The organism is Nocardia sp. NPDC051929 (assembly GCF_044548645.1).
Classification (GTDB): domain Bacteria; phylum Actinomycetota; class Actinomycetes; order Mycobacteriales; family Mycobacteriaceae; genus Nocardia; species Nocardia sichangensis.
This window is the reverse complement of sequence record NZ_JBIUCG010000022.1, coordinates 113,235-130,030: the sequence shown is the minus strand read 5'-3', so window position 1 is coordinate 130,030 and position 16,796 is coordinate 113,235. Positions and strand designations below refer to the sequence as shown.

Here is a 16,796-nt window from a genome sequence, read left to right as displayed (position 1 = left end):
GCACCTGCCCGGCACGCGGTCGGTTCGGCGATGCGTGGAGCAGCCGGTGCCCGGTTGCTCGACGGGTGGCGGGAGTCCATGCGGCGGATCGGGCCATCCTGGCCGTTCGATTACCGACGCGACGGCGCGGTCGCATCGAGCGGCCGGGCCTGGGACGGTCGGGGCCGGACACGACGGTCGGCCGACAGCGACGAAACGTTGCTACGGGGTGGGTTCGCCGCCGGAGCCGCTCGGCGCGGGCTGAGCAGGGGCGGGGTTGGGCGCAGGAGCCGAAGGCGGCGGGGGCGGGTTGTCCGGCACCGTGAAAAGTCCCACGGTGGGAGTCATCACACAGTGGGCGAACGGGTAGTCGATGATGCCCCACATCGAAGCGAGCACCGTGCCGGGACCGCTGCGGACCGTCTTGGACAGCGTGGGCTGGCGGTACTCGGTCACGTCGTCGAGCGGGTCGATGCCGCTGGCGCCGGTGTTCACGTTCACCCAGGCGACCACGAGCCCGGAGGCCAGGGGAGCGCCGGAGTGCGAAGGAGTCGCGCTGAACCGCAGCTCGCCGGGCTCCACGTTCAGGTCACGGCCGTTGCCGGTCCCCTCGGTCGTCGCGGCGGCGATGATCGTGGTGATCGGGCCGTTGCTGCCGCAGCCGAAGGTGGGCGCGGCGTAGGAGAACGGGGTGAACACACTGGAGACCTCGCGCAGGTGCGCGGCGTCGATCAAGCCCGCGTAGCGCGTGAGCGCGGCGATGCCCTCCTGTGCGGACGGGTCGGCCCCCGCGATGTCGGTCAGATGCGCCAGGCCGGTGTCCACCGGCGCCTGGGTCTGCTCGGCGGTGGCGGGCGCGGAGAAGGTGAGAACCGCGCCGATGCCGAGGGATGCCGCGGCGGCCGCGGCGCGTGCGATGGTCCTGCCGTTCACTCGTTCTCCTCGATACCGAACCCTGTGGGCCCCCGGCCCACCTGCAGCAACGTACCAGCTCGCGACGGTCGCCGTCCCGGGGAGCGGTGCGGAATCCGACGCCGCGAACGGCGAGGGAGTCCCGCACCTGTGATCCAGTCGACAGGCGAGGATTACCGGGGGGTAGTTTGGACGCGGACGTACGAGACACGCAGGGAGATGCGTATGAAACTATCCTTGTCCCCAGACGACGTCGCCTTCCGCGACGAACTGCGCAAGTTCTATCGGACCGAGATCCCGGCCGACATTCGCGAGCGCGTCCGGGACGGCCGTGAGCTGACCCGAGATGACATCGTCACCGCGCACAAGATCCTCAACGACCACGGCCTCGCGGTGCCCAATTGGCCCGTGGAGTGGGGCGGCAAGGATTGGACGCCGATGCAGCGCCACATCTGGCAGGACGAGATGCAGCTGGCCTCGGTGCCGGAGCCGCTGACGTTCAACGCGCAGATGGTCGGCCCGGTGATCGCCCACTTCGGCTCGCAGGAGCTGAAGGAGCGTTTCCTGCCGCCCACCGCGGCACTGGACATCTGGTGGTGCCAGGGCTTCTCCGAGCCGGACGCGGGCTCCGACCTGGCGTCGCTGCGCACGACGGCGGTTCGCGACGGTGATTCCTACATCGTCAACGGCCAGAAGATCTGGACCACGCTGGCCCAGTACGCGGACTGGATCTTCTGCCTGGTGCGCACCGACCCGAGCGCGGCGAAGAAGCAGGCGGGCATCTCCTTCCTGCTGTTCGACGTGAAGTCGCCCGGTGTCACCATCCGCCCGATCAAGCTGATCGACGGCGGGTACGAAGTGAACGAGGTCTTCTTCGAGAACGTCCGGGTACCCGCCGATCAGCTGGTCGGCGCGGAGAACATGGGCTGGACCTACGCGAAGTTCCTGCTCGGCAACGAGCGCACCGGAATCACCGGCGTCGGCCGCACCAAGGTCAAGATCGGCGTGGCGAAGCAGTACGCGGCGAAGATCAAGTCGGGCAACGGCACGCTGCTGGAGGACCCGGTGTTCGCGGCGCGGATCGCCGAACTGGAGAACGAGCTGCTCGCGCTGGAACTCACCCAGTTGCGGGTGGTCTCCAACTCCTCCGACGGCAAGCCGAATCCGGCCTCTTCGGTGCTGAAGCTGCGCGGTTCGGAACTCCAGCAGGCCGCCACCGAGCTGCTGCTGGACATCGCCGGACCGGACGCCATCCCGGTGGGCGCGGACGACATCGCCTCGCCCGGCTGGGCGCAGCGCAGCGGCCCCTCCTACCTGAACTACCGCAAGACAACCATCTACGGAGGCTCCAGCGAGGTGCAGCGCACCATCATCGCCTCCACGATCCTCGGATTGTGAGGCGCAACCATGGATTTCGATCTCACCGATGAACAGGTCATGCTCCGCGACACGGTCCGTGACCTGCTCGCGCGCAACTACGACGCCGAATCACGTCTGAAGGTGGTGGACTCCGAACTGGGCTGGAGCCGCGACGTGTGGCGTCAGCTCGCCGAACTGGGCGTGCTCGGCCTGAGTTTCACCGAGGAGGACGGCGGCGTCGGCGCCGGTCCGGTGGAGACCATGGTCGTGCTCGAGGAGGTGGGCCGCAGGCTCGCGCCGGAACCGATCCTGGACGCGGTGCTGGTGCCCGGTGGCCTGGTCGCCGCGGCGGGCAGCGCCGAACAGCGGCAGCGGATCCTGCCCGAGGTGGCCTCGGGTGCGAAGCTGCTGGCCTTCGCCCATGCCGAGCCCGGGGTGCGCTGGCCGGCCGCGGAACTGGCGACCACCGCCACGGCGCAGGGCGATTCGTACACGCTGACCGGCGTGAAGAACCCCGTCGCGCACGGCGACAGCGCCGACGAACTCGTGGTCAGCGCCGCGCTGCCCGAGGGTGGCGTCGGTCTGTTCCTGGTTGCGCCGGACGCGACGGGTGTGGTCCGCAAGTCCTACCGCACGGTGGACGGCCAGCGCGGCGCGCAGGTCGAGCTGACCGACGCGCCCGCCGAGCGGCTCGGCGCGGCGGACGCGACCGAGGCCATCGAGTCGGTGCTGACCCACGCGCAGGCGAGCCTGTGCGCGGAGTCGGTCGGCGCGATGGAAGAGGCGCTGCGACTGACCACCGACTACCTCAAGCAGCGCAAGCAGTTCGGTGTCACGCTGTCGAAGTTCCAGACGCTCACACAGCGAGCGGCCAACATGTACGTCTCGCTGGAACTGGCGCGCAGCATGAGCCTGTACGCCACGGCGTCGCTGGCGGACGGGGCCGACGATCCGGTGATCGCGTCGCGCGCACGGCTGCAGGTCGGCCGCGCGGCACGTCACATCGGGCAGGAGGCGATCCAGATGCACGGTGGCATCGGCGTCACCGCGGAGTACCCGGTGAGCCATTACGTGGCCCGGCTGACCGCGATCGAGCGCACTCTCGGTAGCGGCCTCGAGCATCTGCGGGTGCTCAGCTCGCGGGTCGGCGACTACGAGTTGCCCGAACTGTAAGGAGTGCCGCGGTGGTGCGTTTCGCGCACCACCGCGTCATTCGTCGTCTCGCGGCGTCGTCCGCAGTTGGGTGGGCGCTTCGTCCGTCGAGTCGCTCGCCGGCGCTCGCGCGGCCGTCGGCCTCGGCTCCTCGGGGGGCGCCGCCTGCGTGGGGTCGTCGTGCGGATTTCCCGGGGACGGCTCAGCGGTGGTGCTGCTCATGAAGCCCGAAAATGGGGTGGGGTGCCGCTGGTCGGCCGGTGCGATCCGCCAGCTGGGCGACGGCGGGATGACGACCTTGGGGGTCGTCGAGCCGGTGGTGTTCTCGTGGACAACGGGTTCGGCGTACTCGCCTGCCTTGAGCGGCGGGGGCGGCACGTAGGTGTCGTGCTTACCGACGCCACAGGCGCCGATCAGGACGAGCCCGATGGAAACCGCTCCTACGGCGATCGCCGGACCGGCGATCTTGGCCCTGCTGCTTTCCAACGGTGACGCTCCTCGGTGTGTATCGAGTGGACTCACCTTACTCGAGGCCGGTCGGTCCGGCGAGGCGAGTGGTCGCTGGGTATGCGCCGGACGGCGCATTTAAAACAGTTCTGATTCAGATATCGAATTGGTCTCTTCGGCGTGTCGTGGGCACGTGTCGCTATCTTCCGGCGTCCCGGAGTCGTAGCGTGTGTGAGCAAAGTTACGCGTGAGACGCCGGTTTAAGGATGAGAGACACGTTGTGTGAGAACGTGATTGTGGTTCTCTGACCGGCGTCATCGAGGAGTAGATGATGGGAGCTTACTCGACAGCGTCGCGGCGTGGTTCGTCCCGCGCCGCAGAAGATGCCGTGTCGGCAACGGCACAGCATCCCGCGTCGAACCAGCAGGGCCGCTCGCTGTCCACGATCGTGTCGCGGACGCTCGCCTGGCTGATCTTCATCGGCGGACTCGTCGGGGCGGTGCTCGGCATCGCCGGACTGCACGTCGAAATCACCGTCGCCGGACTCATTCTCGCCTGCACCGCGGGACTGGTTCTGCTCAAACTCCGCGCGGGTGGCGGCGAAGCGGACGGACCGTAAACCGGCCGGTCGGCCGCCCGCAGGCCCGGCGACGGGCGTGAGAAACGAAGGCGCGCAAGATCTCAGGCGCCTACCGTGATCTGTATGAGGATCGAGATCACCACCGACGCCGCCGAGTTCCGCTCGGTCGCGGGGGCGTTCCTGCTCCGCGATCCGCTGCGGCACACCGTGCTCACCACGAGCGTCGCCAACCATGTCACGGGCATGGATGCCCCGGCTGAGCCATCGCGATTTCTTACCGTCCACGGCGAGGATGCGGCGGTGGTAGGCGCCGCCATGCGCGTGTCCGGTCGCGACGTGTATCTCGGCGCGCTACCGCCCGACGGCATTCCGGCGGTGGCTCGCGCGCTGGCCGAGGTCGTCCCCGAAAGCGCGGGCGTCGAGGGCGTCGTCGCGGACGCGACCGATTTCGCCCAGCACTGGTGTGGACTGCTGGGGAGAGATTTTCAGCAGTCGTACCGCACCCGGCTGCACCGGCTCGGCGCGCTGCGGATCCCGGACGTAGCCGGAGCGCCACGCCGCGCCCTGGAATCCGATGTCGCCCTGTGCGGGGACTGGCTCGCGGCCATGCGCGCGGAGTCCGGCATGGCGGCCGGACTGGACGAGGCCGCGATCCGGCGCCGCGTCGAAGCGGGCCGGTGGTGGCTGTGGGAACGCGACGGGCAACCGGTCAGTCTTGCCGCGCATCAGATCCCGATCCAGGGCTGGTCGCGGATCGGGCCGGTCTACACCCCGCCGGACGCCCGCGGACACGGGTACGCCAGCGCGGTGACCGCGCACGTCGCGAAGCAGCTGCGAGCCCAGAACCTGGAGGTCTGCCTCTTCGCCGACACCGACAACACCACGGCCAACCGGATCTACCGGGCGATCGGCTTCCACCCGACCCACGAATTCGCGCACTATGTCTTCGAGTAGCCCGCCAGGACGCCCCGCAGGGCGGCGGTGAACCAGGCGAACACCGGCGTCAGGCTCGGCGGCGCGGCCCAGCCGTTGATCACCGCGAGCAACCGCCAGTACCGCTCCACGCGTTCGTCATCGGCCACCGCGAGGCGTTCCAGCATCCACTCGCGCAGCGCGCGATCGTCGGGCCTGCCGAACGTGGCCGCGTAACGCGCGGCGAGGTCGGCGACCACCTCGGCTGCCGCGGGAGAGCCGGGCGTGACACCCGCCGCCATGGCCGCCTCGACCCGGTCGCGCACGGCCTCGGTGAGTGCGTGGTGCAGACCCGTCGCATCGCCCTCGGCGCGTTCGCGCGCCTGGTACTCGGCCATCCGCCGGATCGCCGCCCGAAAGTCCGTGTCGGCGGTAAGTTCCGCCAGTTCCACCCACGCGGCCACCTGCTCGGGTGCGGGATCGTCGGGCAGGTCCGGCAGCGCGGTGCGCAGCAACTCGGTGAGTTCCGGATTGGCGTCGAGTCCGCCGAAGGTCGCCTCAACGAAATCCTCTATCAGTCGATGACGTTCGGCAGCCGACAAGGTGACGAGCTTGTGCATGAGATCCAACTCCTGTGGGGTCGAGCCCTGCCCGGCCACCGCGCGCAGAACCGCTCGTCGCTGACGCAGGATCCGGATCTGGGTGTCGAGTGCGTCGGCGTGCGCCGCGGCGACCTCGGACAGCGCGAGCTCGTGGGTGAGCACGCGCCGGACGGTGGCCAGGTCGAGTCCGAGAGCGCGCAGCGTCCGCACCAGATCCAGTTCCGCCAGCGCGCGGACGTCGTAGAGGCGGTAGCCGGAGGGGCTGATTTCGGTGGGCAGGACGACGCCCTTGTCGGCGTAGAACCGGATCGTCTTGACGCTGAGGCCGGTGCGGTCGGCAACGGCGCCGATGGTGAAGCGGGTGTCGTCCATGTGCCTACCCTCGCGTCTCCCCCTGGGGGAAACTCAATTCAGCGGCGCGGATTTCCACCAATTCATGAACTCGGCTTCGGTGGCGATGAATCCGGCGCTGTACATCAGCATGGCGGCCCGTCCCGGGTCCGCGGAAAAGGCGGTGACCATTCGCGGCCGCAGGTTCCGGCTGTCGCGCAGGGTGTAATTCGTGTAGCTGTGCCCGCCGTTGTTGGTGGCGGTCGCGCGGTCGTTGGCCGGTAACGCCGCTAGCGCGGCCTGCGCGTCGGCCGGGGAGCCATAGAGGTAGAAGTCGAAAGACGCCTTGTTCGGCCCGCCGAAGCAGCTCCACATCACCAGCCAGGGGCCGAAATCCGGATCCTCGTGGTCGCGCGTCGTCGCGGAATCCGGTGCGTGGGCGAAACAGCCCGCCTTGTTGTACCCGGTTCCGGAGTGGACCAGGCGCTGGGCGGAGGTCTCCGGAAGCATGTCCGGGAACGCGGCGCTCAGCTCGGCCGCGCGGGCGCCGATGGCGGCACGGTCCGCGGTGGCCGAGACGCTCGTCGTCGGGCGCTGGGCGGTCGGCGGCGTGGTGGCGTCGGTGTTCCGCGTGGCCACCGTGGTGGTCGATGCGGCGGAGCCGGATGAGGTGTCGTGGAACGATGGCGCGGCGAGCGCAGCGGCCAGGCCCAGCGCCAGCACCAGACCTATCACGGCCTCCAGTCGCGCTCTCCGTCCGGGACGCCGCTGCGGACGAAGGCCCCCGCCCGCGCTCGGGAGCGGTGGTTCCGCGTGCAGCGGAGGATGACTCGGTGCGGGCCACGCCGCGGGCGCGGTCAGCGCTTGCCACGCGGCGGCGGCGAATTCGCCGCACGAGTCGAAGCGATCGGCCGCGTGCTTGGCCATCGCCTTGGCGAGCACGCCGTCCAGCGCCACCGGCAATCCGGGCCGCAGCCTGCTGATCGCGGGCGGCGGTGCGTTGAGATGCCCCTGGATCACCGCGACCGGATTGGTGGCGTCGAACGGCACCGTGCCGGTCAGCAACCGGAACAGCGTGCAGGCCAGCGAATACTGGTCGGCGCGGTGATCCAGCGGCGCACCGGACAATTGCTCCGGCGCGGCGTAGGCGAGGGTGGCGGTGAAGGTGCCGGTCTGGGTGAGCCGTCCGGTGTCGTCCCGGAATCGGGCGATGCCGAAGTCGGAGAGGAAGACCCGTTCCTGGTCTCCCTCGACGCGCTCCAGCAGAATGTTCGCCGGTTTCACGTCGCGGTGCAGCACGCCGCGGCTGTGCGCGAAGTCCAGCGCTTTGGCCGTTTCGGCGATGATCTGCACCGCCCGTGGCGGCGGCAGCGTCCACGCGTCCAGCGCCGCGGCGTCGGTGCCGTCGATGTAGCGCATGCAGATCCACGGCTGGTCGCCCTCGACGCCGCGATCGAACACCGTGACGATGTTCGGGTGATCCAGCCGTGCGACGAGGTCCGCCTCCCGCTCGAAGCGGGTGCGGGACTCGGTGTCGTCGAACAGGTCCGGGTTCAACAGCTTCATCGCCGTCAACCGGGGCAGCCGCGGATGCCGGGCCAGGTACACCGATCCCATCCCGCCGCGGCCGAGCAGGCGTTCGATGGTGTACCCCGCGAAGACTTCGCCGGTGTGGTGCATCGGTCAGTTCAGCGGAGCCGAGCGCCACCAGCGCAGCAGCTCGTCGACGGTGGTGTGGGAGAAGCCGTCGGTGTACATGAGGTACTGGGTCCGATCGGGATCGCCGGTGAACGCGGTGACCATCTTGGCGCCGTCGTCGACGTACTTGTAATTGGTGTAGGACTTTCCGCCGTTGGTGTCGGTGGACTTGGCGGCCGACGAGGGCAGGCCCTTCAGCACCGCCTGCACATCGGCGGGGGCTTTGTAGACGTAGATCCGGTAGTACGGATCCTCGTTGTTGCCGCCCTTGAAGCAGCGCCACTGCGCGGCCCAGTCACCGAAGTCCGGTTCGCCCTTGGACGGCGACGGCGGCGAGCTCGGCGAGGCCAGCCAGCATTCGGCGCCGTTGTATCCGACCTCCTCGGACTTGGAGGCGGGCACCATCCGGGGGAACTCCGCGCTGACCGACTCCGGGGTCGCGTCGACGAGATTCGGCTTCACCGCCGATGTGGTCGTCGTGCCCGCGTTGCTCGAGCCCGAATCGGAGACGGCGCCGATGATGCCGAGCACCACCACGATCAACACGACCACGCCCACCACCAGGCCGATGATCAGGCCGGTGTTCTTCTTGCGCGGCGGCGCGGCCGAGTGGTGCACGTGCGCGCCGTGCGGCGGGGCGAAGGTGGAAAACCCGGCCTGCTGCTGGGGATACGGGTTGGCGGCCGTCGGCTGGGGCGCGGGACCGGTGTGCGGCCGTGAGTTCACCACCGGCGTGGGTGGCGGAGTCGCGGGCGACGCCGAGGCGAGCGCGTTCGGCCCGCTGGTTTGCGGGGTGTGCACCTGGTGTCCCGGACCGCTCACGTAGTGACCTTGCGCGGCCGGATACGGCGATCCCGTGGTGGGGATCTGCGGCCCGGTGGTCGGGCGCGGCCCCGCCGTGGGGTGCTGCGGCCCGGTGGCCGGGCGGGGACCGCCCACCACCGGCATCGACGGCACGCTGGAACCGGTCAGCGCCTGCTTGGCGGCCGCGGCGAATTCCGCGCAACTGCCGTACCTGTCGTCGGGTCGCTTGGCCATCGCCTTGGCCAGCACGCCGTCCAGCGCGAAGGGCAGGCCCGGCCGGACGCCGCTCAGCGCGGGCGGCGTGCCCTGCAGATGCCCTTGGATGACCGCGGCGGGGTTCGTCGCGGAGAACGGGCCGGTGCCGGTGAACAACCAGAACAGCGAGCAGGCCAGCGAATACTGATCGGAACGGTGGTCGAGCGACGCGCCGGTGAGCTGCTCGGGCGAGGCGTAGGCCAGCGTTGCCGTGAAGGTGCCGGTCTGGGTGAGGTGGCCGGTGTCGTCGCGCAGCCGCGCGATGCCGAAGTCGGTGAGATACACCCGCTCACCGCGACCGGCGCCGGAGCGGGCCAGCAGGATGTTGGCTGGTTTCACGTCGCGGTGCAGCACCCCGTTGCCGTGCGCGTAGTCCAGCGCGTCGGCGGTCTCCTTGATGATCTGCACCGCGCGTACGGGCGGCAGCGACTTCGGCTCCACCGATGCGGCGTCGATGCCGTCGACGTACTGCATCGAAATCCACAGCTGCTCGTCCTCGAGCCCGCGGTCGTAAACCGTGACGATGTTCGGGTGATCGAGCTGGGCGACCAGATCCGCCTCCCGTTCGAACCGCGCCCGCACCTCCTTGTCGAAGAACATCTCCCGATTCAGCAGCTTCAGCGCGGTCATCCGCGGCAGCCGCGGATGTTTCGCCAGATATACCGAGCCCATGCCACCGCGGCCCAGTTGCCGCTCGATGACATAGCCGGCGAAAACGTCACCGCTGGCCAGCATGACTGCTCCACTTCCCGCCGCCCGCCGGGACCCACCGGCGAACAGGCGTACAGCAAAAGAACGCGTGGCCGGAGATGGGCCCGACCACGGAAAACATCGAAACCATAGCAGTAGTCGCGCCTCACCTATCGCTCGTCGAGCGTGGTGCGGCGCGGGCGATCGACATGCGTCGGACCGCCCGGCGGAGGCCGAGCGTCCGGAGGTTGCTGGTGCGGTCGCACCGCCGAGCCCGGGCGCATGGGCAAGTTCGGCAACTCGATCAGGCCGGGATGCGCCGGGCGGCGCGGCGGCAGGAAACTCGGGGACGGTCGAGGGGTTTCCCGCGGCCTCGGTCGGTGCTGCGGCGCGGACGCGTGGTACGTCGGCGCGGTCGGATACCCGTCGGGATGAATGCCGTGCGGCGCCGTCCGATGCCCGGCCCGCTGTTCGGCCAGCGCGGATTTCGCGGCGGCGGCGAACTCGGCGCAACTGTTGAAACGATCCTCTGGCCGCTTGGCCATCGCACGAGCCAGCACCGGATCCAGCGCGGGCGGCAAACCGGGACGTGCGCGGCTGAGCACCGGGATCGGTGCGTACAGATGGCTGTTCACCACCGCCGCCGGGTTGGCGCCGGGATACGGCGGCGCCCCCGTGAGCATCCAGAACAGCGTGCACGCCAGCGAATACTGATCGGCGCGGTCGTCCAGCGGCCTGCCGATCAGCTGTTCCGGGGCGCCGAAGGCGAGTGTCGCGGTGATCGTGCCGGACGAGCCGATCGTGCTCTCCGCGCCGCGGATGCCCGCGATCCCGAAATCGGTGAGCAGCACCCGTTCCGGTTGACCTATCGGCGCCTTGGCCAGCAGGATGTTGGCCGGTTTCACATCGCGGTGCAGCACCTGGTTCGCGTGCGCGAAATCCAGCGCCGCGGCGGTGTCGGCCGCGATCTGCACCGCGCGCCACGGAGCGAGCACGTCGACGTCCGCGCAGGAGGCGTCCGCGCCGGGCACGTACTGCATCGAGATCCACAGCTGCCGGTCCTCGGCGCCTCGATCGAACACCGTGACGATGTTCGGGTGATCGAGCCGTGCCACCAGATCGGCCTCGCGTTCGAAGCGGCGGCGGATGTCGGTGTCGGCGTACAGTTCGCGTTTGAGCAGCTTCAACGCCGTCAGGCGGGGCAGCCGAGGATGCTGGGCCAGGTACACCGTGCCCATGCCGCCATGGCCGAGGACGCGTTTGATGACGTAGCCCGCGAAGATCTCGCCGGTCTGCAACACCTGTACACCCCCTTGTCGAGTCGAGCGCGCGGACACTACCCATGTATCTCGATGAGCCATCGGGATGCAACACCTCGCGGCGCAACCTCGATTGTCGTCGGTAGCAGCCAGTACTGTGACCCGCATGCGCATTGGAGCACACGTCCGGCTCGACAGCGACCCGATCGGCTTCGGGGAGAAACTCGGCGCCGACGTCATCCAGATGTTCGTGGTCGATCCGCAGAGCTGGGACAAACCCACCCCGCATCCGCGGACCGAGGAGATTCTCGCCAGCCCGATCGAGGTCGTGGTCCACTCCTCCTATCAGATCAACGTCGCCAGCCTGAACAACCGCCTGCGCATGCCCTCGCGCAACGCGGTGGCCCAGCAGGCGAAGGCGGCCGCCGAACTCGGCGCGTTCGGTCTGGTGGTGCACGGCGGGCATGTGCGTTCCGACGCCGAGTTGGAGACCGGAATCGACAACTGGCGCAAACTGTTCGAGCGTCAGCAGGACAAAGGCGGCTTCGCGGTGCCGATCCTGATCGAGAACACCGCGGGCGGCAATCACGCCATGGCCAGGCATTTCGATTCCATCGCCCGGCTGTGGGACGCGGTCGGCGAGTACGGCGCCGGATTCTGCCTGGACACCTGCCACGCCTGGGCGGGCGGCGAGGAGCTGATCGGCGTCGTCGACCGGATCAAGGCGATCACCGGCCGGATCGACCTGGTCCACTTGAACTCCTCGCGCGACGAATTCGACTCCGGCGCCGACCGGCACGCCAACTTCGCCGACGGCACCATCGACCCGCAATTGCTCGCCGAGGTGTGCCGCACGGCGGACGCGCCGGTCGTGCTGGAGACTCCAGCGGACGGCCTGGCGGAGGACTTGGCGTACTTGCGCGAGCACTGTGTCTGATTTGCAGCGCCTGCGGCGCTCGTAAGACTCGCACCCGGCGGGGCTGGGTCAGCTCGGTCGTCCCGACGATGTTTGGGCAGCGCCCGGCAGAACGGAATGGAGCTGGGCGGTGTCCGGTTCGGGCTCGCGCTCGGTGGGCCGAAGTGGTGGTGCTTGCGCGCCGTTTGCGATCAGTGCGACGAAAACCCTGGTCAGGGGGGTCGTTTGGGTGGTCTGCTCTCCGGAGCAGTAACCGATCTCGACAGCGAAGGTGATCTCATGACGGTCGCACCCGCCACCCCATCCACAGCCTCGGTGACCAGGCTCGGCGCTCGTATCGGCGCGCGGATCGACAACGTCCGGCTCGGCGGAGACCTGGATCCGGCCACCATCGACGTGATCCGTCGCGCGCTGCTGGAGCACAAGGTCATCTTCTTCCGCGGTCAGGACCACCTCACCGAGGACGGGCAGTACGAGTTCGCCCAGCTGCTCGGCTCGCCGACCACCCCGCACCCGACGGTCACCTCGCATGGTGTGAAGAGCCTGGCGATCGATTCCGAGCACGGCCGCGCCAACAGCTGGCACACCGACGTCACCTTCGTCGACCGCGTCCCGAAGGCGTCCATCCTGCGCGCGGTGCGCCTGCCGTCCTACGGCGGCGCGACCACCTGGGCGTCCACCGTCGCGGCCTACGAGTCGCTGCCGGAGCCGCTCAAGCGGCTCGCCGAATCCCTGCGCGCCGTGCACACCAACGTCTACGACTACGCCCGCGCCGAGGAGACGCCGCGTCCCAACACGGCCGCCTACCGCGCCGAGTTCGAGTCCACCTACTACGAGACCGAGCACCCGGTGGTGCGCGTGCACCCCGAGACCGGGGAGCGGGCGTTGCTGCTCGGCCATTTCGTCAAGCATTTCGTCGGGTTGTCCAGCACGGAGTCGCACGCGCTGTTCCGGCTGTTCCAGGACCGGGTGACCCGCCTGGAGAACACCGCCCGCTGGAACTGGGAGCCGGGCGACGTCGCCATCTGGGACAACCGCGCCACCCAGCACTACGCCATCGACGACTACGACGACCAGCCACGCAAACTGACCCGCATCACCCTGGCCGGCGATGTCCCGGTCGGCGTCGACGGCTCGACGAGCACCATCATCGCGGGCAACGCCGAGCACTACTCGATCGTCGAGGACACCCAGCTGCTCGCGTCCTGAACGCGGACCCCGCATGGTTGCCGGGCCTCCGGCTGTTGAGGGGCCATGCGGTGTCTTCGGGTCGCTGTGAGCCCTCGCCGAGGAGCCCGGCCTGCCATATATGCAGGTCGGGCTACGAAATGCCGTAAGTGACCTGACTGCGAACCGCGGCTTCGGTCGACTGGCCAGGCGGTCTTAGGAGTACACGAGTATTGCCCCGGCGCCCTAGGTACACCTAGGTCGCCTCAACAACTTGGAGACGACTGAACCGAACCGACCCAGCCCCGCCGGGTGCGAGTCTTACGAGCGCCGTTCGCGGCCCGTCTCGCGGCCGAGTGACCGAAGTGCATGCGACGCAGTCGCGAGTCTCGGTCGCTCGGGCGCGAGACTTCTCGGGGCCGTGAACACGCAGCGCCGCAGGCGCTGCAAATCGAACACAGCCGAGCGACCGAAGCGCATGCGACGCAGTCGCGAGTCTCGGTCGCTCGGCCGCGAGACTCCCCGGGGCCGCGAACACGCAGCGCCGCAGGCGCTGCAAATCGAACACAGCCCATACTGGTTGCCATGAGTATTCGGCCGCTGGACGGGGTGCGCGTCCTGGAGCTCGGCAATTACATCGCCGCGCCGACCGCCGGGCGCATCCTCGGCGACTTCGGTGCCGAGGTGATCAAGGTGGAACGCCCGAAAGCGGGCGACGAGCTGCGCAACTGGCGGCTCTACGGCGGCGACACCTCGATGCTCTACCGGACGATCAACCGGAACAAGAAGTCGATCACGCTGGATCTGCGCACCGAGGCGGGGCGCGGGATCGTCCTCGACCTGATCCGGCGCTGTGACGTGCTGCTGGAGAATTTCCGGCCCGGCATGCTGGAGAAGTGGGGTCTCGGGCCGGAGGTGCTGAACGAGGCGAATCCGGATCTGGTGATCACCCGGATCTCCGCTTACGGGCAGACCGGCCCGCTGTCGGAGCGTCCCGGTTTCGCGGCGGTGGCCGAGGCGATCGGCGGACTGCGCGAATTGGTGGGCGATCCGGACCGCCCACCCGTGCGCACCGGCGTCTCGATCGGCGACTCCATCGCGGGTATCTACGCCGCGTTCGGCACCGTGATGGCGCTGTTCCAGCGCGAGCGCCGCGCCGAGTCGGACACGCCGGTCCCGTTGCGGGAGCGCGTGATCGACGTGGCCTTGAACGAGGCGATCCTGTCGGTGATGGAATCGCTGGTGCCGGACTATCTCGCCTACGGCATCCAGCGCGAACGCGTCGGCGGCCGGATGGAGGGCATCGCGCCGAGCAACGCCTACCCGTGCGCGGACGGCACCAGCATCATCATCGGCGGCAACGGCGACGCCATCTTCCAGCGCTACATGGCGGTCATCGATCGGCCGGACCTGGCCGCCGATCCGGACCTGCAGGACAACGCGGGCCGTTGGCGCAATCGCGAGCGGCTGGACGCGGCGATCGGGGAGTGGACGGTTCGACACACCCGCGACGAGGCGCTGAAGCTGCTGGACGCCGCCGCTATTCCGTGTGGCCCGATCTACACCGCGGCCGACATCGTGGCCGACGAGCAGTACCGGGCGCGCAACATGATCCAGTCCTTCACCGTGGACGTCGGCGCGCCGGAGCCCAAGGCTGTCGGCTTCCCCGGCATCGTCCCGGTGATCGGCGAACAGTCCTTGCCCATCCGCAGCGTCGGACCCGACTTGGGTGAGCACACCCGAGAGGTGCTGTCCGGCCTGCTCGGCATGAGCGAAGCCGAGATCGATGCGTTGGAGGCGCGATGAGCACGCGGCCACACGACCGGAGGCGTCCGAAGGGGCGCGACGCGAGGGAACCGCGCACGCCGGGCACCAGCAGGCCCACCGTGCAGCCGAATCCGACCGGGGCGGGCGAGAAGCCATGGGGCGGCGTGATGTGCGGCCACCACCGGGCGCGGGAGCAGCGATGATCGCGCCTTTGTTGCGCGATGTCACGTTGCGCGACGGACTGCAGCTGACCGGCAAGCTGTTGCCGGTGCAGCGCAAGGTGGACATCGTGCGCCGCCTGCTCGCGCTGGGGGTGCCTGCGCTGGAGATCGGCTCGATGGCGCGCCCGGACCTGGTCGCGCCGATGGCGAACACCATGGAGCTGGTCGCCGCGTTGACGCCGGAGGAACTGCGCCGCTGCTGGGTATGGGTGGCGACGCCGCGCCATGTGGAGAAGGCCGCCGCGGCGGGAGTGCGGAATTTCCAGTACTGCTTCTCGGTCTCCGACGCGCACAATCGGGCGAACATCGGACGCGACACCGAGGCCAGCGTCGCCGCCATGCCGGACGCGGTGCGCCTGGCCCGTGAGGTGGACGGGTCGATCCAGCTCTGCTTGGCGACGGCGTTCACCTGCCCGTTCGACGGCCCGGTCGACCCGGAACGGGTACTGGCCATCGCCCGCGACCCGCGCACCGAGGGCGCGGACGACATCGTCCTGGCCGACACGCTCGGACAGGCCCACCCCGGTGAGGTGTCCGCGCTGGTCGCGGCGGTGCGGAACCGGACGCCTCCCCGGCGCGTCGTCTTCCACGGTCACGACACCTGGGGCATGGGCGTGGCCAACACCCTCGCCGCGGTCGCGGCCGGCGCGGACATGGTCGACGGCGCGCTCGGCGGCCTCGGCGGCTGCCCCTTCGCGCCGGGTGCCAGCGGAAACACCGCCTCCGAGGACATCCTGTTCGCCACCAGGCCGGACTGGTTCACCCCAACCGCCCTGGCCGCCCTGGTCAACCTGTCGGAGGACCTGCTGTCCGAACTCGGCGAACCCAACCGCTCCCGCACCCTCGAAGGCGCCCGATCCAAAGCGTCCGCCTTCGAGTGGGTCGTAGGTGAGGCCTGAAACACAGGGTGTTCCCTGATGGCGTGCGGCGGCGATGCCGGTAAGACTGGACGGCATGACTTCGCAAGCCTTGGGCGCCGACACCGCCGACCTGGCGGCATCGACCGATGTCGCGGCCCACGCTATCGAACTGACCAAGGTCTACGGATCGGGCGACACCCAGGTCAGGGCATTGGACGGGGTGTCGGCCGAGTTCGCGAAGGGCGAGTTCACCGCGATCATGGGTCCCTCCGGGTCGGGCAAGTCGACGCTCATGCACTGTCTGGCCGGACTGGACAGTGCCAGCTCGGGCGCCGTCCGCATCGGTGACACCGACCTGACCTCGCTGTCCGACAAGCAGATGACGCGCTTGCGCCGCGACCGCATCGGTTTCGTCTTCCAGGCGTTCAACCTGGTGCCGACGTTGACGGCGCTGGAGAACATCACATTGCCGCTGGACATCGCGGGGCGAACACCCGATCGCGAATGGCTGGAGACGGTGGTGCGGCGGCTCGGGTTGGTCGGTCGGCTGACCCACCGCCCCAGCGAGTTGTCCGGCGGACAGCAGCAGCGGGTGGCCTGCGCCCGCGCGCTCGTGGGTAAGCCGGACATAATCTTCGGCGACGAACCGACCGGCAACCTGGACTCGCGCTCCTCGGAGGAGGTGTTGTCGATCCTGCGCGCGGCGGTGGACGAGTTCGGGCAGACGGTCGTCATCGTCACCCACGAACCGCACGCGGCCGGGTTCGCCGACCGGGTGGTGTTCCTCGCCGACGGACGCATCGTCGACGAAATGCGCGATCCGACCGCCGACACCGTGCTCGACCGGATGAAAGCGTTGGAGCAGGCGTGACCGGGCGTTCGCGGA

At 69.2% G+C, this 16,796-nt stretch carries 16 protein-coding genes; 10 read left to right on the top strand and 6 right to left on the bottom strand.

What is annotated here, in order from left to right:
- Positions 1-201: 201 nt before the first annotated feature.
- Complete coding sequence (locus ACIHAX_RS28180; protein WP_355077256.1) at positions 202-912, bottom strand: hypothetical protein; 711 nt, start codon at positions 910-912, stop codon at positions 202-204.
- A 204-nt stretch (positions 913-1,116) separates the two neighbouring features.
- On the opposite strand from ACIHAX_RS28180, the gene ACIHAX_RS28175 reads away from it, so the two are divergent.
- Together ACIHAX_RS28175 and ACIHAX_RS28170 are read left to right on the top strand one after the other, a co-directional pair.
- Positions 1,117-2,289, top strand: coding sequence for an acyl-CoA dehydrogenase family protein (locus ACIHAX_RS28175; RefSeq protein ID WP_355077254.1), 1,173 nt, complete (start codon positions 1,117-1,119; stop codon positions 2,287-2,289).
- A 9-nt stretch (positions 2,290-2,298) separates the two neighbouring features.
- Positions 2,299-3,423, top strand: a complete 1,125-nt coding sequence (locus tag ACIHAX_RS28170) for an acyl-CoA dehydrogenase family protein (protein ID WP_355077252.1) — start codon at positions 2,299-2,301, stop codon at positions 3,421-3,423.
- Between the two features lie 36 nt (positions 3,424-3,459).
- Here ACIHAX_RS28170 and ACIHAX_RS28165 read toward each other — a convergent pair whose 3' ends face one another.
- Positions 3,460-3,888: a hypothetical protein gene (locus ACIHAX_RS28165; RefSeq protein WP_355077250.1), complete on the bottom strand. Its 429-nt coding sequence runs from the start codon at positions 3,886-3,888 to the stop codon at positions 3,460-3,462.
- Between the two features lie 349 nt (positions 3,889-4,237).
- On the opposite strand from ACIHAX_RS28165, the gene ACIHAX_RS28160 reads away from it, so the two are divergent.
- Together ACIHAX_RS28160 and ACIHAX_RS28155 are read left to right on the top strand one after the other, a co-directional pair.
- Positions 4,238-4,468, top strand: coding sequence for a hypothetical protein (locus tag ACIHAX_RS28160; protein WP_355077249.1), 231 nt, complete (start codon positions 4,238-4,240; stop codon positions 4,466-4,468).
- Between the two features lie 84 nt (positions 4,469-4,552).
- Positions 4,553-5,383: a GNAT family N-acetyltransferase gene (locus ACIHAX_RS28155; RefSeq protein WP_355077247.1), complete on the top strand. Its 831-nt coding sequence runs from the start codon at positions 4,553-4,555 to the stop codon at positions 5,381-5,383.
- Here the strand turns inward: ACIHAX_RS28155 and ACIHAX_RS28150 are convergent.
- The 4 genes from ACIHAX_RS28150 to ACIHAX_RS28135 all read right to left on the bottom strand — a co-directional run bounded on the left by ACIHAX_RS28150 (position 5,368) and on the right by ACIHAX_RS28135 (position 11,021).
- The gene (locus ACIHAX_RS28150) at positions 5,368-6,315 is read right to left on the bottom strand and encodes a MerR family transcriptional regulator (protein ID WP_397280451.1); all 948 of its coding nucleotides are present in this window, start codon (positions 6,313-6,315) and stop codon (positions 5,368-5,370) included. The genes ACIHAX_RS28155 and ACIHAX_RS28150 overlap by 16 nt on opposite strands.
- A 33-nt stretch (positions 6,316-6,348) precedes the next feature.
- Positions 6,349-7,953, bottom strand: coding sequence for a serine/threonine-protein kinase (locus ACIHAX_RS28145; protein WP_397280449.1), 1,605 nt, complete (start codon positions 7,951-7,953; stop codon positions 6,349-6,351).
- Positions 7,954-7,956: 3 nt separating this feature from the next.
- A complete protein-coding gene (locus ACIHAX_RS28140) occupies positions 7,957-9,765 on the bottom strand; it encodes a protein kinase (protein ID WP_397280447.1) in 1,809 nt (602 codons plus the stop codon).
- A 125-nt stretch (positions 9,766-9,890) separates the two neighbouring features.
- Entirely contained in the window at positions 9,891-11,021 is a 1,131-nt protein-coding gene (locus ACIHAX_RS28135; RefSeq protein WP_397280445.1) for a protein kinase, read from the bottom strand.
- A gap of 124 nt (positions 11,022-11,145) precedes the next feature.
- On the opposite strand from ACIHAX_RS28135, the gene ACIHAX_RS28130 reads away from it, so the two are divergent.
- The 6 genes from ACIHAX_RS28130 (at position 11,146) to ACIHAX_RS28105 (ending at position 16,781) form a co-directional block, all read left to right on the top strand.
- A complete protein-coding gene (locus ACIHAX_RS28130; RefSeq protein WP_355077239.1) occupies positions 11,146-11,916 on the top strand; it encodes a deoxyribonuclease IV in 771 nt (256 codons plus the stop codon).
- Positions 11,917-12,174: 258 nt separating this feature from the next.
- The gene (locus tag ACIHAX_RS28125) at positions 12,175-13,104 is read left to right on the top strand and encodes a TauD/TfdA dioxygenase family protein (RefSeq protein ID WP_397280443.1); all 930 of its coding nucleotides are present in this window, start codon (positions 12,175-12,177) and stop codon (positions 13,102-13,104) included.
- Positions 13,105-13,647: 543 nt separating this feature from the next.
- On the top strand, positions 13,648-14,868 hold the full coding sequence (locus ACIHAX_RS28120) for a CaiB/BaiF CoA transferase family protein (RefSeq protein ID WP_379254864.1): 1,221 nt from the start codon (positions 13,648-13,650) through the stop codon (positions 14,866-14,868).
- Positions 14,865-15,032, top strand: a complete 168-nt coding sequence (locus ACIHAX_RS28115; protein ID WP_397280441.1) for a hypothetical protein — start codon at positions 14,865-14,867, stop codon at positions 15,030-15,032. The genes ACIHAX_RS28120 and ACIHAX_RS28115 overlap by 4 nt, the downstream gene beginning before the upstream one ends.
- Entirely contained in the window at positions 15,029-15,949 is a 921-nt protein-coding gene (locus ACIHAX_RS28110) for a hydroxymethylglutaryl-CoA lyase (RefSeq protein ID WP_397280439.1), read from the top strand. Before ACIHAX_RS28115 ends, ACIHAX_RS28110 begins: the two co-directional genes overlap by 4 nt.
- Positions 15,950-16,004: 55 nt before the next feature.
- Positions 16,005-16,781: an ABC transporter ATP-binding protein gene (locus tag ACIHAX_RS28105; RefSeq protein WP_355077231.1), complete on the top strand. Its 777-nt coding sequence runs from the start codon at positions 16,005-16,007 to the stop codon at positions 16,779-16,781.
- Positions 16,782-16,796: the final 15 nt, after the last annotated feature.